The sequence below is a fragment of the Amycolatopsis sp. NPDC034160 genome, from assembly GCF_055575355.1.
The window spans coordinates 345,155-369,261 of record NZ_JBVISU010000005.1 but is presented as its reverse complement, the minus strand read 5'-3'; the positions used below and the strand labels follow the sequence as shown (position 1 = coordinate 369,261).

Annotated in this window: 16 protein-coding genes; 10 read left to right on the top strand and 6 right to left on the bottom strand. The window is 67.1% G+C overall.

Translation table 11 applies throughout. The features are described from left to right. The first annotated feature begins 551 nt into the window (after nucleotides 1-551). Entirely contained in the window at nucleotides 552-2,018 is a 1,467-nt protein-coding gene (locus tag ACZ54P_RS14990; protein WP_465462089.1) for an RICIN domain-containing protein, read from the top strand. A gap of 66 nt (nucleotides 2,019-2,084) precedes the next feature. Here the strand turns inward: ACZ54P_RS14990 and ACZ54P_RS14985 are convergent, their stop codons facing one another. From ACZ54P_RS14985 to ACZ54P_RS14975, 3 genes are all read right to left on the bottom strand, one after another. Continuing rightward, nucleotides 2,085-4,436 (bottom strand): RICIN domain-containing protein, encoded by a 2,352-nt coding sequence (locus ACZ54P_RS14985; protein WP_465462088.1) that lies wholly within the window; start codon nucleotides 4,434-4,436, stop codon nucleotides 2,085-2,087. A gap of 452 nt (nucleotides 4,437-4,888) precedes the next feature. Beyond that, complete coding sequence (locus ACZ54P_RS14980) at nucleotides 4,889-6,412, bottom strand: non-reducing end alpha-L-arabinofuranosidase family hydrolase (protein WP_465462087.1); 1,524 nt, start codon at nucleotides 6,410-6,412, stop codon at nucleotides 4,889-4,891. A 610-nt stretch (nucleotides 6,413-7,022) separates the two neighbouring features. Next, nucleotides 7,023-8,006 carry a LacI family DNA-binding transcriptional regulator gene (locus ACZ54P_RS14975; RefSeq protein ID WP_465462103.1) on the bottom strand — a complete coding sequence of 328 codons (984 nt, stop codon included), beginning with the start codon at nucleotides 8,004-8,006 and terminating at the stop codon, nucleotides 7,023-7,025. 139 nt (nucleotides 8,007-8,145) lie between these two features. On the opposite strand from ACZ54P_RS14975, the gene ACZ54P_RS14970 reads away from it, so the two are divergent. From ACZ54P_RS14970 to ACZ54P_RS14945, 6 genes are read left to right on the top strand one after another with little or no spacing between them, the layout of a single operon-like run. Further along, complete coding sequence (locus tag ACZ54P_RS14970) at nucleotides 8,146-9,075, top strand: carbohydrate ABC transporter permease (protein ID WP_465462086.1); 930 nt, start codon at nucleotides 8,146-8,148, stop codon at nucleotides 9,073-9,075. After that, nucleotides 9,075-9,938, top strand: a complete 864-nt coding sequence (locus ACZ54P_RS14965) for a carbohydrate ABC transporter permease (protein ID WP_465462085.1) — start codon at nucleotides 9,075-9,077, stop codon at nucleotides 9,936-9,938. Before ACZ54P_RS14970 ends, ACZ54P_RS14965 begins: the two co-directional genes overlap by 1 nt. Nucleotides 9,939-9,961: 23 nt before the next feature. Then, entirely contained in the window at nucleotides 9,962-11,299 is a 1,338-nt protein-coding gene (locus tag ACZ54P_RS14960) for an ABC transporter substrate-binding protein (protein ID WP_465462084.1), read from the top strand. Between the two features lie 3 nt (nucleotides 11,300-11,302). Next, nucleotides 11,303-12,847: an arabinosylfuranosidase ArfA gene (arfA, locus tag ACZ54P_RS14955; RefSeq protein ID WP_465462083.1), complete on the top strand. Its 1,545-nt coding sequence runs from the start codon at nucleotides 11,303-11,305 to the stop codon at nucleotides 12,845-12,847. Next, the gene (locus tag ACZ54P_RS14950) at nucleotides 12,840-14,603 is read left to right on the top strand and encodes a glycoside hydrolase family 35 protein (RefSeq protein ID WP_465462082.1); all 1,764 of its coding nucleotides are present in this window, start codon (nucleotides 12,840-12,842) and stop codon (nucleotides 14,601-14,603) included. Before arfA ends, ACZ54P_RS14950 begins: the two co-directional genes overlap by 8 nt. 35 nt (nucleotides 14,604-14,638) lie before the next feature. Next, nucleotides 14,639-16,636, top strand: coding sequence for an RICIN domain-containing protein (locus ACZ54P_RS14945; RefSeq protein WP_465462081.1), 1,998 nt, complete (start codon nucleotides 14,639-14,641; stop codon nucleotides 16,634-16,636). Nucleotides 16,637-16,694: 58 nt separating this feature from the next. On the opposite strand, the gene ACZ54P_RS14940 is transcribed toward ACZ54P_RS14945, so the two are convergent. Together ACZ54P_RS14940 and ACZ54P_RS14935 are read right to left on the bottom strand one after the other, a co-directional pair. Next, complete coding sequence (locus tag ACZ54P_RS14940) at nucleotides 16,695-18,428, bottom strand: glycoside hydrolase family 6 protein (RefSeq protein WP_465462080.1); 1,734 nt, start codon at nucleotides 18,426-18,428, stop codon at nucleotides 16,695-16,697. A 190-nt stretch (nucleotides 18,429-18,618) separates the two neighbouring features. Further along, nucleotides 18,619-19,221, bottom strand: coding sequence for a hypothetical protein (locus ACZ54P_RS14935; RefSeq protein ID WP_465462079.1), 603 nt, complete (start codon nucleotides 19,219-19,221; stop codon nucleotides 18,619-18,621). Between the two features lie 95 nt (nucleotides 19,222-19,316). On the opposite strand from ACZ54P_RS14935, the gene ACZ54P_RS14930 reads away from it, so the two are divergent. Genes ACZ54P_RS14930 through ACZ54P_RS14920 form a run of 3 tightly spaced genes read left to right on the top strand, consistent with a single transcriptional unit; the run spans nucleotide 19,317 to nucleotide 22,566 of the window. Beyond that, the gene (locus ACZ54P_RS14930; protein ID WP_465462078.1) at nucleotides 19,317-19,994 is read left to right on the top strand and encodes a response regulator transcription factor; all 678 of its coding nucleotides are present in this window, start codon (nucleotides 19,317-19,319) and stop codon (nucleotides 19,992-19,994) included. Then, nucleotides 19,987-21,381 (top strand): ATP-binding protein, encoded by a 1,395-nt coding sequence (locus ACZ54P_RS14925; RefSeq protein WP_465462077.1) that lies wholly within the window; start codon nucleotides 19,987-19,989, stop codon nucleotides 21,379-21,381. The genes ACZ54P_RS14930 and ACZ54P_RS14925 overlap by 8 nt, the downstream gene beginning before the upstream one ends. A gap of 57 nt (nucleotides 21,382-21,438) precedes the next feature. Beyond that, the gene (locus tag ACZ54P_RS14920; protein ID WP_465462076.1) at nucleotides 21,439-22,566 is read left to right on the top strand and encodes an acyltransferase family protein; all 1,128 of its coding nucleotides are present in this window, start codon (nucleotides 21,439-21,441) and stop codon (nucleotides 22,564-22,566) included. A gap of 14 nt (nucleotides 22,567-22,580) precedes the next feature. Here ACZ54P_RS14920 and ACZ54P_RS14915 read toward each other — a convergent pair whose 3' ends face one another. Continuing rightward, nucleotides 22,581-24,029, bottom strand: coding sequence for a DHA2 family efflux MFS transporter permease subunit (locus tag ACZ54P_RS14915; protein WP_465462075.1), 1,449 nt, complete (start codon nucleotides 24,027-24,029; stop codon nucleotides 22,581-22,583). Between the last annotated feature and the right edge of the window lie 78 nt (nucleotides 24,030-24,107).

Below are 24,107 nucleotides of genomic sequence, written 5' to 3'. Positions count from 1 at the left end.
CGGCCGGGTCTACGGGACTACAGGCCCGGAGCCGCCAGACCTGGTGGGGTCGACGGCTCGGCTGGTTGATTTACCGGCGACGCCAAGGGATTGATCGCCGTCTGGGATCGGTGACAAGCGCACAGAGGACAGTTCGCCGTTGAACCATGGGGACTCCCAAGCGGGGTCGAACCGGTTCGATCAACTGGTAACCGTACGCGAACCGCTGCGGAGAGCGCAATGGTTCAGTCTTATCAGTCGAAATGGATCAGTCTTACGCTGGCAGCGGAGTCGCGCCCTCGCGACGCGGGTAGATGCGCGCCGCCGGGCCGTTGCGGCTCGGGCCAGGGCGATCGGCAATGGAGGTTCTGACCGCGGTCGGTACAGTTGGTCGTGAGTGGCGATTCGGGTTCTAACCCGAATCGCCACTCACGACCAACGCGATACGGTCATTCGATCACTTTTGTAGTCGATCTTGATCGGGCATATTCTGAATGGGACAGTGATTCCGGACGTTCTTGTCCTCTGTCGATGACCACTCCCTGCAACGTCGCACGAGAACGGTCGGTGTCATGCCCACGAAAAGATTCAAGTTCACGCTGCCGCTTCGCCTCTTCCTCGGTGTTTTGATCGCGGCGGCTCTGATGTCCGCCGCCGCGCTCGTCAGTGCGTCGCCCGCCGGCGCCGACACGAGTCAGTTCAGAGGGATGAACTGGGCTCGGAAAGGCGACAACTTCACGACCGGCACCCTCGTCCTGGAAGGGTTGACCGCATCTGACAGCTACGCGACCGTCCGGGCCAAAGCCGACGCGGTCTATGCCGGCATGGAGAACCTGCTCCGCGTCAACACCGTCCGGCTGCCCGTCAACACCCACACCGTCGGCTCATCCTGGTGGAACGCCTACCGCGGTGCCATCGACGCCGCGACCGGCCGCGGCTTCAAGGTCATCCTCGCCTACTGGGAGGATGGGGCCGCTTCGGGTGGCCGCATCACCAACATGGCCGCTTTCAACTCGATGTGGGACACCGTGATCGCCCAGTACGGCGGCAACGGCCTGGTCCACTTCGAGCCGATGAACGAACCGCACGGATACGGTGCGAGCGAATGGTTGAACGTCGCCGCCAACTGGATCAACGCCCGCCCGTCGATTCCGCGAGGCCGAATTCTCATCGGTGGCACGGGCTTCAGCCAGGATCTCCGGCCCGTGTGTGGTGACAGCCGTTTCGCCGGAACCCTGCTCTCATTCCATTTCTACGCATTCTTCTACGGGCAGCACGATTACGCCGGCTGGCGCGACCTGGCGCAGACCCGGCTGGGCAGTTGCGCCTCCCGGGCGGTCGTGACCGAATTCGGTGCGCCGATGGACACCGGTCTCGACTATGGAAATCCGAGCAGTTCCGCCAATTTCGTCCGGTACCTCCGCGCCATCACCGACCTCATGCGCGACCACGACATGGGTGGGGCCTACTGGCCGGCGCTGGGCGGTAAGGTCACCGCCGGGCAGACCTACGACTGGTACTCCATGTTCGCGCTCCGCGGCAGCGGCAGCGATCTTTCGCTGAGCATCCGCAGCACCAGTGGCGCCGACCGGCTGCGGCACGCCTGGGGTGACAACGGAAGCCCTGGCACGCCGGTCACCGCCGTCACGAACCGGAACTCCGGCAAATGCGTCGACGTGGTGAGCGCCTCGAGCGCCGACGGTGCCGAGATCATCCAATGGGACTGCCATGGCGGGGCGAACCAGCAGTGGGAAGCGCGCGCCGCCGCCGATGGTCACGTTCAGCTCGTCTCCCGGCATTCCGGCAAATGCCTCGACATCAGCGGCGCCTCGACAGCAAACAACGCCAAGATCGTCCTCTGGTCCTGCAATGGTGGGACCAATCAACAGTGGCAGCTACGCGACGCGGACGGCTACCTCGAAATCGTCGCCCGTCACTCGGGCCGGTGCCTGGACGTCATCGGTTCCTCGACGGTGAACGGCACCCGGCTCCAGCAGTACGACTGCCGGGGCGCCACCAGTCAGCACTGGCTCCGCTGATCTGATCGTTGTCCCGGTCGCACCGCTCGGGCGCGACCGGGACATCTGTCCATAATGGACGAAGTGCTACCGCAGGGTCCACTGCTGGTTCGTTCCACCGTGACACGACCAGAGGTGGATCAGTGTGCCGTTCGCGGTTCCGTTGCCACTGGCGTCCAGACAGAGTCCGGACTGCCCGCCGGTGATGGTGCCGTTGGCGTTGACGTTCCACTGCTGGTTGCCCCCGCTGTGACAGTCCCAGATGACCGCGGCGGTGCCGTTGGCGGTTCCCTGCCCCGACGCGTCGAGACACTTGTCGCCGTATACCACCAACTGCTTTGCGGAGGTGTAGGTCCAGCTCTGGTTGACCGCACCGCGGCAATCCTGCAGCTGCGTCCTGGCACCGTTGGCCGTGCTCCCGCCACTGACCTCGACGCAGCGGCCCGACTGTCCACCCACGATCGTGCCGGCCGATGGCTCGCCGCCGCTCCGCGGCCCGGCGTTCGCCATCACGGCCTGTGCGCCGGACGGCCAGTTTCCATTGGTCACGGTGACGTTGCCGGACACAACATTGCCGCGGTCGCCATTCGACACGTTGGTGCTGCCGTTGGTCGACCAGTTGCCGGTGACGGTCCAGTTGCCCATGTTCTCGCCGCCCCAGTAGTTGGCGGTGGCCCAGGTTCCGGTGGCGGAGAAGACGTTGTCGGTCGCGGTGTAGTACCGGGAGCCTTCGTCGAAGTAGATGCCGAAGTAACCATTGGTGCGCAGGCAGTGGTTGCCACTGATCGTCGCGTTCGGGTTCCACCCCAGCGTGTAGATGCAGCCACCGTCGTTCATTTGCTGCATGACGTCGTGGATGTAGTTGTCGACCAGCCGGTTGCCGGACGCGGTGGTCGGCGTCGAGTACCGCGGCTGGAAGTTGTACAGGCCGCGGTTGGCGTAGTGGTCGCTGCCGCCCGCGTCATTGCTGCCCCAGCCGTATCCGATCGACATGCCGGAGTACGGCATGTTGTAGACCTCGTTGTGGGAGACGTAGGTGGTCGTGACGTAGGTGGTCAGTACCGAGACATTGCCCCGGTACTCCAGGCCGAGGTCGTGGACGCGGTTGTCGCTGATGGTGATGTTCCGGTTGACCATCCGCTGATCGCCGGGATGGTGCGCGTCGGCCCGGACGCCACCGACCACGAAGCCGCCCGCGGAGTTGCGGGCGATCTCGGATCCGGTGACCTTGATGTCGCTCGCGCCGAGACCGACTCCGCTGGCGTGAGCGTTCGCGTCGTTGCCGATGCCGATGGCCGTCTGTCCCAGGTTGACGAACGCGGAGCCGCTGAAGGTGATGCCACGGGCGGCGGACACCTGCACGGCGGCGGGCATCTGGTTCCAGTGCGGCCGAGCCGCCTCGAACTGCCGGCAACCGTTCTGGCAGGACGTCAGCCGGTCGGCCGGCCAGTTCCAGTTGCCCGCGAGGTAGGCGCCGGTCTGCTGGTCCGCGTATCCCTGGTTGCTGCTGGGACCGAGCCAGCTCGTACCGGTGAATGTGATACCGCTGAACGTGATGTCGTGCGCGGGCGCGTCATAGGTGCCCCCGACGTTCACCAGCGACTGCAACATCGGTAGCTCCACACTGACGTTGCTCATGTTCTGGCCGGGCAGCGGGGTGTAGTACAGCGCGCCGGTCCCCGGGTTGACGTACCACTCGCCGGGCGAGTCGAGGAACTCGTACGCGTTGGTCAGATAGAACGGTCCGGCCCGGTGCGGGGCCGCGAGCGTGTCGTATCCGAAGGTGTTGTTGTTCCACGCGGGTTGCTGCATCGTGATGGCGTTCCCGCTGATGCTCTGCACCGGCGAGTACCGGTCGGTGAACGAGTTGACGCTCTCCACCTCGACCCGGTTCTGGCCGGCCAGGCCGTTCAGGTAGCTCAGCGCGGGGCTGGAGAAGGTCATGCCCGTGTTGGTGAAAGTGAACAAGGACCGGTTCATCTGGGTACGCGCGCGGGTGGCGATCGCGCCGTCGACATACAACTGCCGGGTATCGGTACCGGCACCGACGTTCGCGCGCCAGATGTTCTTCCCCGCGTCGGCGATCGACCAGCCGGTGACCGCGCGGGCGCCGCTGATCACAGGACGGGCGGACGAGGCCGCCCGCCACACGACACGGTGACCGTTGCCGCCGGAGTCCGCCGCGGTCAGCCGCAGCGGCTCGGAAAGCCGGTACACCCCACCGGCCAGCTCCACGACGATGTCACCCGACATCGCACCGGTGAGCGACCGCACCGCGGCCTGGGCGGCAGGCAACGAGCAGGGAGCGGTGGCGAAGCAACTGGCGCCGGTGCCGGACGGGGACGCGTGAAGAATGGTCGTAGCCGCGAAAGCGGAAGGGACCGGGGTCACCACGGCCATCGCGGCGGTCAAGGCCGCGACCGCCACGGACGCGGACACCGGCCTCCGTAACGCGGAAGAAGAGGACGCGAACACAGGATCTCCTTCAGATAGGGGAGATGCTCGACGAACGCCCTGCCGGCGCACCTTGAGGCGACGACACTCGGTGGACGCTGTGCGCGCGCCCATCAGGTCGCGAAGATCGCGTCGGATGACTGGTCGGACAGCAGGAAACACAGCCGTCATCAGTGCAACATATGACTGATGTATTCGCAAGGATGGACGACTTTGAATCGTATTCATCGGCCCTTGAGTCGCCGCGTTCGACCCGGAGTACCGCCGTATGGTCTCTTTTCTGCCCACTGGCTTCCAGAATAGATCTGATTCATCAGTCGGGCAGAAAGTTGGCGCGGCCGCCGTTCGGCGGCGGCACGCTTCAAAGCCGGGTCGGCGCCCTCACCCGGTAAGAGGTGAGGGCGCCGACCCGGCTGGGGCAGGACCGCGTCAGGTGCTCAGCGTTGCAGGGTCAGCACGCCCGGTCGGTAGGGCAGGAGGCCGTAGTCACCGCCGGAATTGGGGTCACGTCCCTGGTAGAGGAACTGCAGGTTGCAGGCATCGATGGTCTTGGTCTGGTCGGCGGTGCTGCGGATCAGGTCGCCGTGGCTGATGTCATTGGTCCAGGTGGCGCCGCTGTTGGCCTTGCCGGCGAACGGGTTGCTCTCCGTGGCGGCCTGCGGTGTCCACGTACCGCCCAGGCTGCTGGACGTGAACGAGCGGAAGAAGCGCCCGTTGCGTCCCATCGCCTCGACGATCATGAGATATTGGTTCTGGCCCTTGACCTTGTAGACCTCGACCGCTTCGAACAGGTTGGCCTGTGTGTCGCTCATGATCGTCGTGTAGGACGAGCCGAAGTTACCGGGGAAATTCCCGAGAGGCATGGTGGAACGGTAGATCTTGCCGTTGTCGCCGGCGAAGAACAGGTACATGTTCGTGTCGTCGGCGATGAGTGTCTGGTCGATGGGTCCGGTGCCGGAGCCGGAGATGCTCGCGGTGGAGAGTGTCTGCGGAGCCGACCACCCATTCGGGTTCGTGGGGTCGGTCGACGTCTTGTAGCTGAAGGCGGTCCCGCCCCATTGGTAGGCGAGTACCCAGATGTTCTTCGGGGCGAAGTACAACAGCGTGGGCGCGACGGTGCCGGAGTTCATCGCGTTCTGGCCGGCCGAGGCCATGCCGGACCAGTTCGTGAAGGTGGTGAAGTTCATCGAGCCCCAGCTCGTCCCCGTGTCGTGCGTCGTCCCGTAGACCAAGTGTTTGCCGTTGTAGGGGACGTAGGTGAAGTCCTTGAGTGAGACCCACCCCTGCCTCGGGTTCGCCAGCACTCCCGTCGATGACCAGCGGTACGTCGACGGAAGCGCGCACCCGCTGGGTGTGTCGCCCAGGCGGACGAGTTGCCACTGCTGGTTGGCTCTGTTCTGGTCGCCGTACTGGACGGCGGCTGCTCCGTCCGCGGTCGACGAGCCGGTCACCTCCACGGCTTTGCCGCTGTGGCGGTTGATCAGCCTGACGTGCCCGCCGTCGGAGTCGGCGAGGCGGAATTGCTGGTTGGTTCCGTTGAGGTCGGTCCACTGCTGGACTTTCCCGCCATCGGCGGTCGACCAGTTGTCGAGGTCGAGCACCTTGCCGGAGTTCTTCGACTTCAGCCGGTAGTAGCCGCCGCCCGAGTCCACGAACTGCCACTGCTGGTTGGCTCCGTCGTGGCGAGACCACTGTTGGACCACCGTGCCGTCGGCGGTGGAGACGCCGGCGACATCCAGTGCTTTGCCGCTGTTGCGGTTGACCAGGGCGTACCACGCGTTCGTGTCGACGGTCGCCGCCAACGCGGTGGTGGTGTCGAACGCGACCGCCGCGGACGCCGTGAGGACGGTCGTGAGCAGGGTGATCAGCGTGCGCGCCCCACGGCCGCGCCGGACGCGCTTCCTACGGTGGGATGCCGCCCGGAGTGGCACGGTCGGCGGGGCTTGACCCATCGAATGCATCGTGATTCTCCTTCGGTGTCAAGGCGTGGCGAGTTCGAAGTCGGCGCAACCGCCCCAGTAGAACGTCTTGTCGCTCTTGCGGTAGTTGAGAAACGACGCCCAGGCCCCGCACACGAAGCCGCGGCCGCCGCTCAGGCGTACTTGGGCCGAAGTCCATGACGACCGAGGCGCCCAGCGGTCGGAGTCGTTGCCCTGCCATGGGAAACCCCTTTCCGTCCCGGCTTCGGACGCAGGCCTTCGGTGTGGAAGAAGGTGCCGCCAGGGCGAGACGGTGGTGGTCGCTTGGTCATCGGGTTCGTTCGCATCGAAGTCCCTAGCGTCATCGTCGACGGACGGTCGGGCGGCGGAAGCTCGACCGGGGTGGGATTAAGACCTGTGTGCGACTTGACTTCGGGCAAATGTAGCGCCGGTGGCATGACCGGTCAACGAGTGAAGTGAGCGTTAACAGTGATTGTCACCGATTGTACGAATCTGAAGATCGTTGCTGTGCCTCGATAATCGCGGACGACGAGATCAACAAGGGCGGCTGCCGTGATCATCGGCCGACCCATTCTGTGAGCGTGAACAGCACGGGTGCCAGTGAAGGAGGCCCCTACTCATGACCGGCCTTTCACGACTTTGGTGGCGCGGTGCTGGACCGGACGATCAATTCGGTCGGCACACTGATGGCGCCCGCCGTGCCCGCGTCGGTGATCTCGGCGAGCAGCGCGGCCACCGCCCGTTTTCCGACCTCGTCGAACGACTGCCGGACGGTAGTGAGCGGTGGCCAGAAATGCGCGGCCTCATCCATGTCGTCGAAGCCGACCACGCTCACGTCGCGGGGGACCGATCGTCCTTTTTCGTGAAGCGCGCGCAGCAAGCCGAGTGCCATTTGGTCGTTGGCGGCGAAGACGGCGGTGACGCCGGGGTCACCCGCCAGCTGGACGCCATGTTCGTAGCCGGACCGCGACGACCAGTCGCCGATGAGCGGCGGCGGCACGTCCCGGCCGTGCTCTTCGAGCGTCCGCTGCCATGACTTCCGGCGTCGTTCGGCGGCGTAGGACTCGGGTGGTCCGGCGACGTGCCAGACGGTCTCGTGTCCGAGGTCGAGCAGATGCCGGGTCGCGGCGATGGCGCCGGAGGCCTGGTCGAAGTCGACGACCGGATGGTCGCGGCGCCCGCCCGCGTCGATGACGACGACGGGTAGGCCGTGGGGCAGCTCGATCTCGCTCTGGTCCAGTTCGTGCTGTTCGATCAGGATGATGACGCCGTCGACGGCCTGTTCGTTCAGCCTGCTGAAGGCGCCCGACACCTCGCCTTGGGAGGGCCTGGTGACGGGCATGAGCACGATAGAGAACCCCTCGTCGGCGGCCGCGGTCGCGACGGCGTCGAGGGTGCGGCTGTTGCCGAAGGTCGACAACGCCGAGATGATGACGCCGATGCTGCGGAACCGGCCGTTGCGCAGCGCGCGGGCGGCGCTGTTGGGGCGATAGCCCACGCGGCGCATCGCCGCGAGTACACGTTCACGGGTCGCCTCGTCGACGTTCGACCTGCCGTTCGCGACCCGGGAGACGGTCTGGCCGGACACTCCGGCCTCTCTGGCGACGTCGGCCATCGACGGTCCGCGTCCGGCCACGGTGGTCTCCTCGGAAGGTTCTGGACATGTTTACGTCAACACGATAGCCTCCGCCGCACTGATGTTGACGTAAACATTCCGCCGAGTCGCGATATCGCTCGGTGAGTCCGGAGAGACGATGACGTCCACCGCGGTCGCGCCCGCCCCAGCGCCACCCCGCCGCACGACCACCGCGCGCCGCCCGCGCCGCAACTGGCGAGGCTGGCTTTTCGTCGCCCCGTTCATGCTGGTTTTCGCACTGACCTTCCTGGCGCCCATCGTCTACGCCTTCGTCCTGAGTCTCTTCCGTGATCAGGCCTTCTTCGGCGGCACGACCTTCGTCGGCGCGGCCAACTACGCGCAGGTGCTCGCCGACCCGAAGTTCTGGGACTCCTTCCAACGGGTCCTGCTCTTCCTCGCCGTGCAGGTCCCGATCATGCTGGTGCTCGCGCTGATCGCGGCGCTGGCGATCGACAGCGCCCGGCTGCACGCGTCCGGTTTCTTCCGCGTCGTGATTTTCCTGCCGTACGCCGTACCCGCCGTCGTCGCCGCGCTGATGTGGGGTTTCATCTACGGCGACCACTTCGGACTGGCCGCCGACCTGAACCACCTGCTCGGCCGCGACGTGGTGAAACCGTTGTCGGACAACTGGATGCTCGCGTCCATCGGCAACGTCGTCACCTGGGAGTTCGTGGGCTACAACATGCTCATCTTCTACTCCGCGCTCAAGGTGATCCCCAAGGAACAGTTCGAGGCCGCGGCGATCGACGGTGCCGGCGCGTTCCGCGCCATCCTGAGCGTGAAGCTGCCCGCGCTGCGCGGGGCGATCGTCATCGCGACGATCTTCTCGATCATCGGCAGCTTCCAGCTGTTCAACGAGCCGAACATCATGCGCACCTTGGCGCCCAACGTGATCGGCACCTTCTATACGCCGAACATGTACGCCTACAACCTTTCCTTCGGCGGTCAGCAGTACAACTACTCCGCGACCGTCGCGATCGTGATGGGCGTGATCACCGCGATCATCGCCTACGTCGTGCAGCTGCGCGGCTCCCGGAAAGAGATGTGATGGCCACGTTTTCGGTGACGCGGCCCCGTAAGTCGCGGGTGCTCACCGCCGTCATGGCGCTGTACCTGATCTACACGCTCGTGCCGCTCGTGTGGCTGGTGATCAATGCGACCAAGACGCAGTCCGCGCTGTTCACCACCTCGGGACTGGCGTTCGGCGGTCCGTTCGCGCTGTTCGAGAACATCGGCGAGACGTTCACCTACGACAACGGGATCTTCCTGCGCTGGCTGGGGAACACGCTGCTCTACGTCGTCGTCGGCGCCGGGGGAGCGACCATCCTCGCGACCGCCGCGGGCTACGGGCTGGCCAAATACCGCTTCCCCGGCCGCCGCGCGGTGTTCGCGGTCGTACTCGGCGCGGTCGCCGTCCCCGCCACGGCGCTCGCGGTGCCGACCTTCCTGATGTTCAGCAAGCTCGGCCTCACCAACAATCCGCTGGCGATCATCATCCCGTCGCTGATCAGCCCGTTCGGCCTGTACCTGATCTGGGTGTACGCCGCCGACGCGATCCCGGACGAGTTGCTGGAGGCGGCGCGAATCGATGGCGCGGGGGAGCTCCGGATCTTCTTCACCGTGACCCTGCGCCAGCTGGCGCCCGGCATCGTCACCGTGGCGCTGTTCACCATCGTGTCCACTTGGAACAACTACTTCCTGCCGCTGATCATGCTCAGCGAACCGAAGTGGTACCCGCTCACCGTCGGGCTCAACCAGTGGAGCGCGCAGGCTTCCGGTGCCGGCGCCCAGCCGGTGTACCACCTGGTGCTGACCGGTTCGCTGCTCACCATCATTCCGCTCGTCGTCGCCTTCCTGCTCATGCAGCGCTACTGGCAGTCCGGCCTCAGCGCGGGCAGTGTCAAGCAATGAACACCGTCCCGAAAGGACACTCGATGCCACGCATCCACAGAAGCGTCAAAAACGTCGTCGCCGTGACACTGGCCGCGGCGCTGGCCGTCGGCTGTTCCTCCGGTGCGAGCGGCCCGGCCACCGCCACCGGCACCCAGGACTCGATCGACGCCGCGCTGAAGGCGGGCGGCACGATCACCTACTGGAGCTGGACCCCGTCGGCCAAGGACCAGGTCGCGGCGTTCGAGAAGGAATATCCGAACGTCAAGGTCAACTACGTCAACGCCGGCACCAACAAGGAGCAGTACACCAAGCTGCAGAACGCGATCAAAGCTGGCTCCGGCGGGCCCGACGTCGCGCAGATCGAGTATTACGCGCTGCCGCAGTTCGCGCTGACCGAGTCGTTGGTCAATCTCGACCAATACGGATTCGGCGCGTTCGAAAAGGACTACTCGCCCTCGACCTGGTCCAGTGTCCGGGTGAATAACGGCCTATACGGCCTCCCGCAGGACTCCGGCCCCATGGCGCTCTTCTACAACAAAGAAGTCTTCGACGCCAACGGTATCGCCGTGCCGAAGACGTGGGACGAGTACGTCGCCGCGGGCAAGAAGCTGCACGCGGCCGACCCCGGCAAGTACATCACCTCCGACACCGGCGACCCCGGTTTCGCCACCAGCATGATCTGGCAGGCAGGTGGGAAGCCGTTCACGGCCGATGGCCGGAACGTCAAGATCAACCTCGCCGACGCCGGTACCAAGAAGTGGACCGCGACGTGGAATCAGCTGGTCGAAGGCAAGCTGCTCGCCCCGATCAAGGAGTGGTCCGACGACTGGTTTCGCGCACTCGGTGACGGCACCATCGCTTCGCTGGTCACCGGTGCCTGGATGCCCGGCAACTTCAAGTCGTCGGTGCCCGGCGGCGCGGGGAAGTGGGCGGTGGCCCCGATGCCGACCTACGACGGTGGACAGCCGGTCACCGCGGAGAACGGCGGCAGCACGCAGTCGGTGCTGAAGCAGAGCGGCAACCCCGCACTGGCCGCGGCGTTCGTCCGCTGGCTCAACCACGGCAACGGCGTCAAGCCGTTCATCGCCAGCGGCGGCTTCCCCGCCACCACGGCCGACCTGAACTCGCCCGCCTTCCTCGACGAGGCGAACCCCTACTTCGGCGGGCAGAAGATCAACCAGGTGCTCAACGACGCGTCGAAGAACGTCGCGAAGGGCTGGACGTATCTGCCGTACCAGACCTACGCCAACAGCGTCTTCAGTGACACCGTCGGCAAGGCCTACCTCAACGGCACCTCGCTCGACGCCGGGCTGAACGCCTGGCAGCAGGCGCTCGTGGACTACGGCAACCAGCAGGGCTTCACCGTCAGCGCGGGGTGAGGCGTGGGCATTCAGATCGAAGCCGACGTCTCCGAGGTGGTCGGCCCGGTGCCGCGACGGCTGTTCGGCTCCTTCGTCGAGCACATGGGCCGGTCCATCTACACGGGACTCTTCGAACCGGGACACTCCACTTCGGACGGTAACGGGTTCCGGAGTGACGTTCTCGGCCTCGTCCGTGAGCTCGGGCCGTCCGTCGTCCGCTATCCCGGCGGGAACTTCGTCTCCGGCTATCGCTGGGAGGACGGCGTCGGCCCGGTGGACCGCCGTCCCGTCCGGCTGGATCCCGCGTGGCACAGTGTCGAGTCGAATCGCTTCGGCTTGCACGAATTCGCCGCGTGGGCGCAAGCCGCGGACGTCGAGGTGATGTACGCGGTCAACCTCGGCACCCGCGGTATCCAGGAGGCCGCCGACGTCCTCGAGTACTGCAATCACCCCGGTGGCACGGAACTGAGCGAACGGCGGCGCGCGAACGGCGCCGACCGTCCGTTCGGGTTCCGGCTGTGGTGCCTCGGCAACGAGATGGACGGGCCGTGGCAGGTCGGGCACAAGACCGCCGACGAGTACGGCCGCCTCGCCGCCGAGACGGCACGGCTCATGCGGATGATCGACCCGGGTGTCGAACTCGTCGTCGCGGGGAGTTCGAGCAGCAATATGCCGACGTTCGGGCACTGGGAACGCACCGTCCTGGAGCACACCGCGGCGCTCGTCGACCACCTGTCACTGCACGCCTACTACCAGGAGCACGACGGTGACGTCGCGAGTTACCTGGCCAGTGCGGCCGGGCTCGACGAGTTCATCCGCACCGCCGCCGGCATCATCGACGACGTCCTCGCGAAAGCCGGTCTCGACAAGACGATCGGCATCAGTGTCGACGAGTGGAACGTCTGGGACCAGCGCCACTGGAACGAGGTCGAGCAGCACGAACTGATCGACGGCGGCTGGCGGGAACACCCCCGGATCATCGAGGACGACTACACCGTCACCGACGCGGTCGTGGTCGGTTCGCTGCTCGGCTCTCTGCTGCGCAACGTCGACCGCGTCACGATGGCCAACCAGGCGCAGTTGGTGAACGTCATCGCGCCGATCCGCGCCGAACCCGGCGGTCCGGCGTGGCGGCAGACGACCTTCCACCCGTTCAGCCTGGTTTCGAAGCTCGCCAACGGGAACAGCCTGCGGCTCACCGTCACGGGCGACACCGTCCACACTGGACTGCACGGCCAGGTGGAGGTCGTGGACGCCGCGGCGACCTTCGACGAAAACGGTGGTTGCGCGGTGTTCCTCACCAATCGGACCACCGATTCGGCCACCGAAGTGCGGGTGCGCGTCCGCGGCGCGCGGCTGACGCCGGACGGGACCTGGACCGTCACGGTCCCGGAGGGCCAAGACCGCCACGCCACGAATTCCGCCCACGGAGAACCAGTCCGTCCCGTCCCGTCGCCCGACGTGACCGTCGAGCACGACCCGGAAGGAACCACCATCACCGCCACGCTCCCGCCCCTTTCCTGGACCGCGCTCCGGCTGGCCACGGTGGTGGTCCGGGATGTCTGAGTTCAGCATCGGGGAAACCGACTTCCTGCTCGACGGCAAACCGTTCCAGATCCTTTCCGGCGCACTGCACTACTTCCGGGTGCACCCGGACCTCTGGGCCGACCGCATCGACAAGGCCCGCCGCATGGGGCTCAACACCATCGAGACCTACGTCGCGTGGAACGCCCACTCGCCGGAACAAGGCGAGTTCGACGTCTCCGGCGGGCTCGATCTCGACCGGTTCCTCCGGCTGATCGCCGAGGCCGGGATGTACGCGATAGTCCGGCCGGGACCCTACATTTGCGCGGAATGGGACAACGGGGGCCTGCCGACCTGGCTGCTGCGTGACACCGAACTCCGGGTCCGCGAGTTCGAACCGCGCTACCTCGCCGCCGTCCGCGGCTACCTGGACGACGTGTTCCGCGTGGTCGCGCCGCACCAGATCGACCGCGGTGGACCGGTCCTGCTCGTTCAGGTCGAGAACGAATACGGCGCTTTCGGCGCCGACAAGCGGTATCTGGCCGCGCTGACCCACTACACTCGCGCCGCCGGGATCACCGTCCCGCTGACCACGGTGGACCAGCCCACCCGCGAAATGCTGGAGAACGGCGGCCTCGACGGGGTGCTCCACCGGACGGCGTCATTCGGTTCGCAGAGCACCGCGCGGCTGAAGACCCTGCGTGAGCACCAGCCGACGGGGCCGCTGATGTGCAGCGAGTTCTGGGACGGCTGGTTCGACCACTGGGGCGCCCACCATCACACGACCACGGTCGCCGATTCCGCGGCGGACCTGGACGCGCTGCTCGCGGCCGGTGCCTCGGTGAACCTCTACATGTTCCACGGTGGCACCAACTTCGGTCTCACCAACGGGGCCAACGACAAGGGCGTCTACCAGCCGCTGGTCACCTCTTACGACTACGACGCCCCGCTCGACGAAGCCGGCGACCCGACACCGAAGTACCACGCGTTCCGTGACGTGATCGCGCGCTACCACAAGGTGCCCGACAGCGTCCCACCCGAAGCCCGTCCGGCACCGACGCCCACCGCGGCCCTGTATGACCCCACCTGGCTGCTCGATTCGCCGAGGCACTGGGGGACCGCGCAGGTTCACGAACGCCTGCCCACTTTCGATGAGCTGACCCCGACCCCCCGCCTGGCGTTCCTGCGGACCACCGTCGACGCCGAAAAGCCGGGTGTCCTGACCTTCGGTGAGGTGCGTGACCGGGCGACCGTGTTCTTGGACGGTGACCGCCTCGGCACCCTTCTTCGCGAACACCGCGACCGCGCGATCCGCCTGCCCCGTGCGCACGGCGAGCTTCTCGTGCTGGTCGAGGACCTGGGGAGGGTCAACTACGGGGAGCGGATCGGCGAGGCCAAGGGGATCGTCGGTGGCGCGCGCCTGCACGGCGAGCCGTTGACCGGCTGGGAGGTCGTCCCGATCGACGTGGCCGCGTTGCCGGACCTGCTTCCGGAGGCCTCCGCGGCCGAGAGCCCGGCTGGGCCGATGTCCGGTCCGGTGGTGGTGCGGGGCGGATTCGACCTCGACGAACCCGCCGACCTCTTCCTCGACACCGCGCACTGGGGTAAGGGCCTGGTCTGGATCAACGGGTTCCTGCTCGGCCGCTACTGGCGCCGGGGTCCACAAAGGACGTTGTACGTGCCGAGCCCGGTGGTCCGGGCCGGGAACAACGACATCGCCGTGCTGGAACTCGACACGATGCTCGAACCCGAGGCACGGTTCGTGCCCCGGCCGCTGCTGGGACACACCGAAGCCTGACCGGCAAACGGATCCGAACGAAGGGCAGTTCACCGATGGACTCGAGAACCGCGTTCCGCCGTCTGTTCACCGTCCTCTGTGTACCGTTGACCGCCGCCGGGCTGATCGTCGCGACGGCTTCGGCCGCCGACGCGGTCACCGTCCGGCCCGACCCGACATACCGCCATCAGACCTTCGAAGGCTGGGGCGCCAGCCTCGCGTGGATGGCCGAGGCCACCGGCCGTTACCCGGACCCGATCCGCACGAAACTGGCCGACATGGTGTTCGGTGAGAAGGGGCTGAACTTCACCATCGCCCGGTTCAACATCGGCGGGGGCAACGCGCCGGACGTCCCACCGTACCTGCGTCCGGGTGGCGCGGTCCCCGGCTGGTGGAAGGCGCCTGCCGGGACGACCCGCGCGGACAAGGATTGGTGGACCCCCGGTGACCCCGCGGAGTTCGACCTCGCCGCAGACCCGAACCAGCGCTGGTGGGTGGACCGGATCAAGAAGCAGGTCACCCGCTGGGAGGCGTTCAGCAACTCACCGCCGTACTTCCACACGGTGTCGGGTTATGTCTCCGGTGGGTTCAACCCCACCGACGAGCAGCTGCGAGCCGAGAAGACGGCCGATTTCACCGCTTACCTGGCGAAGGTCGCCAAGACCCTCGAAAGCGCGCACGGCATCAGGTTCACCTCGGTCAACCCGTTGAACGAGCCGAACACGAACTACTGGAAGACCACCCTCGGTGCCGACGGCGACCCGACCGGCGGCAGGCAGGAAGGCGCGCACATCGGGCCGTCGGTCCAAGCCAAGCTGATCCCCGAAATGGCGAAGGCGCTGGCGGCGACCGGTTCGCGAGCGATCGTGTCCGCTCCCGACGAAACCAATCCGGACATCTTCGCCGCCGACTGGAACGGCTGGTCGCCCGAAGCCCGCGCGGCGGCCGGGCGGCTCAACGTGCACACCTACGGCACCGGGAACCGCCCCATCCCGCGTTACCTGGCCAAAGGCGCGTCGAAACCGCTGTGGATGAGCGAGGTCGGCGGTAGCTGGAAGGACGGGCAGGACTTCACGAGTATGGACCCCGGACTCGGTCTCGCCCGGCAGATCACCGGCGACCTGCGCGAACTGGAGCCGAGCGCGTGGGTCGGCTGGCAGCCGATCGAGGACTACAACGCGATGAAGCCGGGCGGCGAGCGGCCGGAGGGGATGAACTGGGGCGAGATCCAGATCCCGTTCGACTGCCCGGCGAACGCGACCCTGGCGAACTGTCCGATCAGGACGAACACGAAGTACCACACCATGCGGAACTTCACCCACTACATCAAGCCGGGTGACCGCGTGATCGGCGTGAACGACACCGCCAGCACCGCCGCGATGCGCGGTGAGAACCTGGCGACGGTGGTCCACACGAACGCGGGTGACACCGAGCGGGGCGTCACCCTCGACCTGTCCGGCTTCGGGCGGATCCAGCCCGGCGCCAAAGTGACTCCCGTGGTGACGGACGTCGGTGGCGCGCTCAAGCCGGGCAAGGCGGTGAAGGTGTCGGGCCAGAAGGCGACGCTGCGGGTCCCGGCCCGGTCGGTGACCAGTTTCGTGGTCGACGGTGTCGGATCGGTCGCCTCCGGAACCGGCCTCGGCTCCGGCAAGGCGTTCGGTTTCTCCGGCGTACAGAGCGGCAAATCGCTCAGTGCCGAGAACGGCGCCCTCGTGCAGCGGACGACGGACGTCTCCGCCACGGCTCAGCGGTGGACGTTGACCGATCGCACCGGCCGGTACGGCAACCGGGATCAGTTCACGATCACGAACGTGGGGACCGGGCAGGTGCTCAGCACGTCGGGCGGAGCGGTGACGCTGGCTCCGGCGGGTACGGACGGCCCGGCGTCACGCTGGACGTTGTCGAGCACCGGCGACGGGACCTGGGCGTTCGTCAACGTAGCGACGGGACAGCTGCTCGACGTGCCCGGCGAGTCCCGTGAGGACGGTGCGCGGATCGGGCTCTACCAGCCGACCAACGGGGCCAACCAGCGGTGGCAGGCCTTGGCACGCTAGAAGCTCGTGAGTGGTAATGACGGTTAGAACCGTCATTACCACTCACGAGGCCCACTACTCAGAGCGCCGGATAAGCGTTCCTCAACAGTTCCTGGAACTGGGCGGAGAACCAGTGACCGGAGAGCGGCGCGTCGGGAAGCGCCCCGGACAGGTTGTACTGGTTCCGCGGGTTACCGGTGTAGGTCGGGTCGCACATCCGGTCGAAACCCTTGCCTTCGGTGTTCGGGATCTCCTTGCTGGCACCGTCGGACTCGCCCGGCGGCTTGATCCAGACGTAGGCGTCGATCCCGGGTTCCGGCGCCGTCTTGGGCCGTTCGCCGAGTCCAGCGCCGGACTGGTTGCACCAGTTGCCGAGATGGATGCGGCGATCCGTCCGGCTGCCGTTCACGTAGGCGTCGACCGTGGTGGACGGGCCGGGACCGGTCGGCCGGGCGGTGCCGCCCCAGCCGTTGCGGGAGGTGTCGATGAGCATGCCGACGTCCGCCGAGAACCCGGCGCGGACCGCTTCCTGCCGGAACGCCTGCGCGTAGGACAGTTCGTCGACGTAGCGGTTCCAGTCGATCCACTTCGACGTCCGCACCGAAGTCCCGCCGACACTGTCGTTCACGGTGAAATACGGCTCCTTGAGCGCGCCGTAGTTCGCGGTGTTGGCGATGAAGCCGTGCACGTTGGCCGTCGTGCTCCCGGAGGTCCGTGCGGCCTCGGCCATGAGCGCGGCGGACGGGCCGAGGTTGTCGTCCCAGCCGAGCCAGCCGTGGTGTCCGGCGTCGATGTAGTTGTAGACGTTGGGGATCGGGCCGAGTTTCGCCAGCGCGTAGCCGACGCCCTTGACGTAGTTCCCGTTGGCCTTCATGACGTCACACTGGGGCGTGACGGTCGGGCGAGGTGTCACGTTGGTGACCAGGTTCGGCAGTGAGTCGATCTCCACCACGTTCACGATCCGCAACGTCGAGTACTTCGCGTCGGCGAGGATCGCCGCGATCGGGTCGATGTACTCGGTTTGATAACGCGCGAGTTCGTCCGCCTTGAGTTCGCCGTTCGAAGCGAGCGCGGAGCAGTCGCGTCCCGGCAGGTTGTAGATCACCAGCTGGACGACCAACGGGTTCCCGGCGCCCTGCCGGAGTGCTTCGTCGAGGTGAGCTCGCAACCCCCGGCTGGTGCTCGTGCCGGTGATGGCGGCGATCCGGTCCAGCCACACGCCGGTGGGCTGGTTCGCGATCCGGCTGCCGCCCGGTTCCGCGGCCGCCTTCGCCGACCAATCCGGGTTCACGTACACCCCGGCGCCGGCGTAGGGGTTGTCCACCTTGGGCCCGCCGGGGCCCGGGGTGGTGGTCGTGGTGGTCGGCGACGTCGTGGTGGTGGTCGGGGTAGTGGAACCGGTGCAGGTGGTGCCGTTCAGGGTGAAGACCGCGGGCTTCGCGTTGGTGCCGGAGTAGCCGCCGTTGAAGCCGGGGGAGACGGTGCCGCCGGTGGCGAGCGAGCCGTTCCACCCCGCGTCCTTGACCGTCACGCGCGTGCCTTGCTGGCTGAAGGTCCCGTTCCAGCCCTGCTGGACCCGCTGGTTTCCGGGGAAGTCCCACTCCAGCGTCCAGCCACCGCTGATCGGGTCGCCGAGGTTGGTCACGGTCACGGTGGCCCCGAAACCGGTGTCCCATTGATTGGTGATCGTGTAGTCGACCTTGCACCCCGGCGCGGCTTCGGCGCTCGAGCCCAAGACCGCCGGTACCCCGACCATCGCGAGTACCGCGGTGACGGCCAGGGGTGCCGAAACACCCTTTCTGCGGAATCTCATACGTCGCCTCCTTGCGACCGGAATCCGATGTCTGGGAGCGCTCCCATGGGGACCGTAAGGGGGTGAGCCGGACATGACAAGGTCGGCCGGTCCGTAATGTGGGATCGCTCCCAGAATACGACGAAAGGAGTGGGCCACCCGGTGGAAGGCTGGTCCTGATGGGGCAGTGCCTTCACCCGGACAGCGGCGATCAGACCCTGAGCGCCTTCATGGTCTCTTCGGCGTTCTTTTTGACCTTGTCCTGTATTTCGTGCTCCACGCTGGGCCAGTCGCCGCCCTCTCGCGCGTTGCCGGTGGCAGTGACCGTGAGCAGCAGCGAGCCGTGCCGGACGATGTACTTGTAGAGCCAAAGATCACTGGGTGTCCACGGTTTCGAGTCGTCGTGCTGCCGGTAGAGGTAGGCGGCTGTGCCGAGACCTTCGACGTCGGTGACCTTGAGGTCGCTACTCGGCGTCGCCCGTTCACCGTCCTTTTTGCGGAAATCGTCATATCTGATCTTCGCGGCGGATTCTCCTGAAGGATGGAGGGCGATGAACGTCGTCAGCAGGACGTAACCACCCGTACCGTCGAATTCCATCGCGCAATTCCCGCCGTCGAGGCTTTCGACGAGTTTGCTCGGTTTCTTGGACGGCGTGGCCCGCGTGAGCGCCGCGAATTCCGCCGGGTTCACGGCCCCGCACGCGTCGCCGGTGAGCCGGTAGGTCGGCGGCGGCTCTGGTTCGGAGGAACATCCGGCGACGAGGACGGCGGTGAGCGCCATGAGGAGCGCTCCGCGGCCGCGATTGGTGACCATGCCCGGCATGGTGGCACCGGGCGCGCGCGCGGACGAGGGCAATTGTGCCCGGCGCGGTGACGAACCGTCGCCGGGCCGTGTGGGATCGTGACCGGATGAGGATCTTGCTCGTGGAGGACGAGCGGCGGCTGGCCGAATCGCTGCGCGCCGGGCTGAGCGCCGAGGGCTATGCCGTGGACGTCGCGCACAACGGCCGCGACGCGCTCTGGTACGCCGCCGAACATCCGTACGCCGCCATGATCCTCGACATCATGCTGCCGGGACTGAACGGCTACCGCGTCTGCCGCAGATTGCGCGAACGGGGCGACACCACGCCGATCCTCATGTTGACCGCCAAGGACGGGGAGGACGACGAGATCGAGGCGCTGGACACCGGCGCCGACGATTTCCTGCCGAAGCCGTTCTCCTACGGCGTCCTCCTTTCCCGGTTGCGGGCGCTGATCCGGCGCGGGGGAGCGACCCTCCCGGGCACGTTGCGGCTCGGCGATCTGGAACTCGACCAGGCGAGCCACGTCTGCCGTCGTGGCACCACCGTGATCCCGTTGACCGGCAAGGAGTTCGCCCTCCTGACCTACCTGATGAAACGGCAGGGCGAGGTGGTGACCAAGGCCGAACTGCTCGAAAACCTCTGGGACTTCGCGGCGTCGGCGACGGCGAATCTGGTGGAGGTCCACATGAGCGCGCTGCGGCGCAAGATCGACCTGCCGTTCGGGGCGGAGACGATCCGGACGGTCCGCGGCGCCGGGTACCACGTGGTGACTCCCGGTGCGTAAAGGCCTGAGGTCGACCCGCTTCCGGGTCGCGCTGACCGCGTTCCTGGCGTCGATCATCGCGCTCGCGGCCGTTTCGGCCTGGCTCGTGCTCGATGCCCAGAACCGGTTGGGCCAGGGCGCGGCTCAGCTGGCCAGGGCGCGGGCGGCCGCGATCGTGCAATTGCTGAACAACGGCGCGGCCCCCGCCGATCTGAGCTTGCTCGTGCGGGACTCGATCTACGAGGTGACCAGCCAAACCGGCGAGCGCCTCGCCTCCTGCCCCGCGCTTCGTTCCGGGGCGATCGCGTCGGGCGAGCAAAGCGAAGACGGCGACAACGTCCAGATCCTCAGGCCCGGCGACGTCGATTTGAGCAAGCAGGCATCCGTCGGCTGCGCACCCGTTCTCGGGGAGGACTCCGAGGCGAACGGACTCCGGTTGCACGTCTCGGCGACGGCGAGCGGGGACAGCAGGTACCGGGTCTTCGGCGCCGCCATCGTCGACGAGTCCGGACAGGCGGCGCTCGACTCGGTGCGCATGACGTTGCTCGTCGGTGTCCCGGTGGTCGCCCTCCTGATCGGCGTGATCGCGTGGCTGGCGGTCCGCCGCTCGCTGCGACCGGTCGAGGCGATCCGGTCGGAGGTCTCGGAAATCGGCGCGCACGACCTCTCCCGTCGCGTACCGGCCCCGGACAGCGGCGACGAGATCGCGAAGCTCGCGGAGACGATGAACACGATGCTCTCCCGCTTGGACACGGCCGTTACCCGGCAGAGCCGGTTCACCTCGGACGCGTCGCACGAACTCCGCACGCCGCTGGCTTCGCTGCGGACGCAACTGGAGGTCCTGCTCGCGCACCCCGATCGGCTGGACTGGCACAACGCCTGCCGGAACGCGCTTCTCGACGTCACCCGGCTGCAGGATCTCGTCGCCGACCTCGTGCTGCTCGGCAAGCTGGACAACTCCGGTCCGGAGCGGTCGAGCCCGGTGCGACTGTCCGAAGTGGTCGAATCCTGTCTGTCCGGACGGCAGGGGGTGTGGGCGAGAGTCGAAGGGGATCCGGTGGTACTCGGCAACCGCGGTCGGCTGGAACGCCTGCTCCGCAACCTGGTCGACAACGCGCAGCGGCATACCCGCACCGCCGTCGAGGTCGCGGTGTCCACAGTGGACGACGTCTGCGTGCTGACGGTCACCGACGACGGCCCCGGCATTCCCGTCGAGGAACGGGAGCGGGTGTTCGACCGGTTCGTGCGGCTGGACGACGGCCGTGCGCGCGATGAGGGTGGTGCCGGGCTCGGGCTGGCGATCGTCGCCGATATCGCCAACGCCCATGGCGGCACCGCCGAGGTCGACGGTCACGACGGCGGTGCCCGCCTCGTCGTCCGGTTGCCCTCGGCGGAAACACGAAGCTGAAGACGTCTTCAGCTCCCTTAAGCTTCGGTTCAGCGTCCGGGCCGGAACCTACGGGCCATGTCCGCTCTCTCGTGCCGCTCCTGGTGGCAGCCGCTCAGCCATGCCGGCTACCTGGACTCGTCCTGGTTCCCCGGCCTCACCGGCGTGCGCGCGCTCGCCGCCGTGGCCGTCGTGTTCTTCCACTATGGAGGTCCCATCGTGGACCGCCTGCAGGGCTGGATCGCCGTGCAGTTGTTCTTCGTGCTCTCCGGATTCCTGATCACCACGTTGTCCCTGCGCGAGGAGGGCCGCACCGGCCGGATCTCACTGCGCGAGTTCTACCTTCGCCGCGTCTTCCGGATCTTTCCGGTGTACTTCCTGCTCCTGGCGCTGACCACGATCGCGGTGCTCATCGGCGGCACCTACCAGAGCAGCAGGCTCGCCGACGCCATGCCGTACTACCTCGTCTTCGGCAACGAGCTGGTCGACTTCAACACGCCCTACCCGACGTCGTGGTCGCTGGGCGTGGAGGAGAAGTTCTACCTGGTCTGGCCCGCGCTGCTGGTGCTCACCTCGTTCGCGCGAAGCGGGAAGACAGCACTTCGGCTCCTGCTCGGCGCGTCGGCAGTCCTCGGCGTGGTGCTGATCGCGCTGCCGCTGGCGCCGTCGCACACCTGGGCGAGTCTTTCGGTGCACTACTGTTCGCTGGTCATCGGATGCCTGCTGGCGATGGCGCTCCACCATCCCCGCGGATTCGCCCTGTTCCGGCCGTTGACCAGTCCCGTCGTCGCCACCGTGATCGCCTGCGGGTTCGTCGTGCTGCAGTTCTCCGTCGGGCCGCTGGCGAAGGCACTCGGCGGACACTGGCAGTTCGTCGTCCCGGTCTACGCGGCGGGCTCGGCGCTGCTGCTCGTGGCCGTCGTTTCCCCAGGGCCGGTCCGGAAGCTGCTTTCGAGCAGGCCGATGACCTTCGTCGGAGACCGCTCGTACGCGCTCTACCTCGCTCAGACCGCGGCTGCCGGTGTGTCCGGCTGGCTGCTGCCCAGCGGGATCGCCAAGGCCGCGGTGACCACGGGGGTCGCGCTGCTGTTCGCCTGCGCGCTGCGCCGATGGGTCGAACAGCCCGCCATCGCCTACGGCCGGAAGGTGATCGGACGACGCGCGCCCGCCGAGCCTCCGGTGGAGGCCACGGCGGGCGCGAGGTGAGCGTGTCCGGTTCGTCAGTGGTGCGCGGCCACCGCGCCGGTGGTGGTGCTCTTCTTGACGAACAGCGAACCGACGAACGCGGCCAGACCGACACAACCGGCGACCATGAAGGTGGTGCGGATACCCGTCGCGTCGGGGCTGGTCGCCCCGGCCGTCACCGTGCTCGCCGTGGCCACCGCGATGAACAGGGCGGTGCCGAGAGCGCCGGCGAGCTGCTGAAGGGTGGCGAGGATCGCGCTGCCGTGTGAATAGAGGTGTTCGGGCAGCGAACCGAGGGACTCGGTCATCAGCGGCGTCATCATGAGGCCGAGCCCGCACATCAGGAGGACGTGGATGGCGATGACCGCGACCAGCGGTGATCCCGCGCCGAGCAGGGCGAACAACCACAGCGAGACCGCCATCGCGGCCGCACCGGGAATGACCAGCGGCCGGGGGCCGAAGCGGTCGTACAGCGCGCCGACCGGACGCCCGAGCAGTCCGAGGGCCAGGCCGCCGGGAAGCACCGCGAGCCCGCTGACGAACGTGCTGGTGTGCAGGACGGTCTGCAGGTACAGCGGCAGCAGGATCGCCGCGGCGCCGAGCAGGCACATGAACAGCAGCGCCGTCAGCACCAGCGAGACGACGAAGCTGCGGTGGGTGAATGGGCGCAGGTCCAGCAGCGCGCGGTCTTCCTTCTGCAAGCGTAGCTGTCGCCAGGTGAACACCGCGAGTGCCACCACGCCGAGGGCGATCGGCGCCCACGGCGGCACCGGCTGATGTCCGCCCGCCGGCTCACCGGACACCGACAGGCCGTACAGCACGCCGCCGAAACCGACGGCGGACAGGATCACCGACAGCACGTCCAGCGGGACCTTGCGGGTTTCGCTGTCCAGGCGCAACCGCAGCATGCCGACGACCAGCGCGGCGAGTGAGAGCGGCAGCACGATCCAGAACATCCAGCGCCAGCCCAGCGACGACAGGACCGCGCCGCCGATGGTCGGGCCGATGGCGGGGGCGACCGCGATGACGATGGTGATCGTGCCCATCGTGGCGCCGCGCTTCTCCACCGGGACCAGGCGCATCACCGTCGTCATCAACAGCGGAAGCATGACCGCCGTACCGCACGCCTGGATGATCCGGCCGACCAGCAGGAGAGTGAAGCCGGGCGCGACCGCGCTCACGAGGGTGCCGAGGCTGAACAGGGTCAGCGAGGCGAGGAAGACCTGGCGCGGGGTGAACCGTTCGAGCAGAAACCCGGTGGTCGGGATGACGACCGCCATGGTGAGCAGGAAGCCGCTGGTCAGCCACTGCACGGTGGTGGTCGGGACCTGGAGATCGACGGTCAGGTCACGCAACGCGACGCTCAGGATCGTCTCGTTGAGGATCATCACGAACGCGGAAAGGACCAGCACCCCGATCAGGAGCCCGGCGCTCGCCGGTGCCCTTTCCTGGTCGTGAGTCGTTTCGGGCATGGTTTCGGTCATGTTTGGGGGGCTCCTGGAAGGCCGCTGTCCGCGTCGGTCCGCCTTCGGCGCCGGCGACGGTGACAGCGAAGGTAAGGC

Excerpts from the sequence above, each read along its gene's own strand:
- ACZ54P_RS14965 (WP_465462085.1), top strand. The coding sequence starts at position 9,075 with ATGGCCACGTTTTCGGTGACGCGGCCCCGTAAGTCGCGGGTGCTCACC.
- ACZ54P_RS14945 (WP_465462081.1), top strand. The coding sequence starts at position 14,639 with ATGGACTCGAGAACCGCGTTCCGCCGTCTGTTCACCGTCCTCTGTGTA.
- ACZ54P_RS14930 (WP_465462078.1), top strand. The coding sequence starts at position 19,317 with ATGAGGATCTTGCTCGTGGAGGACGAGCGGCGGCTGGCCGAATCGCTG.
- ACZ54P_RS14990 (WP_465462089.1), top strand. The coding sequence starts at position 552 with ATGCCCACGAAAAGATTCAAGTTCACGCTGCCGCTTCGCCTCTTCCTC.
- ACZ54P_RS14950 (WP_465462082.1), top strand. The coding sequence starts at position 12,840 with ATGTCTGAGTTCAGCATCGGGGAAACCGACTTCCTGCTCGACGGCAAA.
- ACZ54P_RS14935 (WP_465462079.1), bottom strand. The coding sequence starts at position 19,221 with ATGGTCACCAATCGCGGCCGCGGAGCGCTCCTCATGGCGCTCACCGCC.
- ACZ54P_RS14960 (WP_465462084.1), top strand. The coding sequence starts at position 9,962 with ATGCCACGCATCCACAGAAGCGTCAAAAACGTCGTCGCCGTGACACTG.
- ACZ54P_RS14980 (WP_465462087.1), bottom strand. The coding sequence starts at position 6,412 with ATGCATTCGATGGGTCAAGCCCCGCCGACCGTGCCACTCCGGGCGGCA.
- ACZ54P_RS14970 (WP_465462086.1), top strand. The coding sequence starts at position 8,146 with ATGACGTCCACCGCGGTCGCGCCCGCCCCAGCGCCACCCCGCCGCACG.
- ACZ54P_RS14915 (WP_465462075.1), bottom strand. The coding sequence starts at position 24,029 with ATGACCGAAACCATGCCCGAAACGACTCACGACCAGGAAAGGGCACCG.
- ACZ54P_RS14920 (WP_465462076.1), top strand. The coding sequence starts at position 21,439 with ATGTCCGCTCTCTCGTGCCGCTCCTGGTGGCAGCCGCTCAGCCATGCC.
- ACZ54P_RS14940 (WP_465462080.1), bottom strand. The coding sequence starts at position 18,428 with ATGAGATTCCGCAGAAAGGGTGTTTCGGCACCCCTGGCCGTCACCGCG.
- ACZ54P_RS14975 (WP_465462103.1), bottom strand. The coding sequence starts at position 8,006 with ATGGCCGACGTCGCCAGAGAGGCCGGAGTGTCCGGCCAGACCGTCTCC.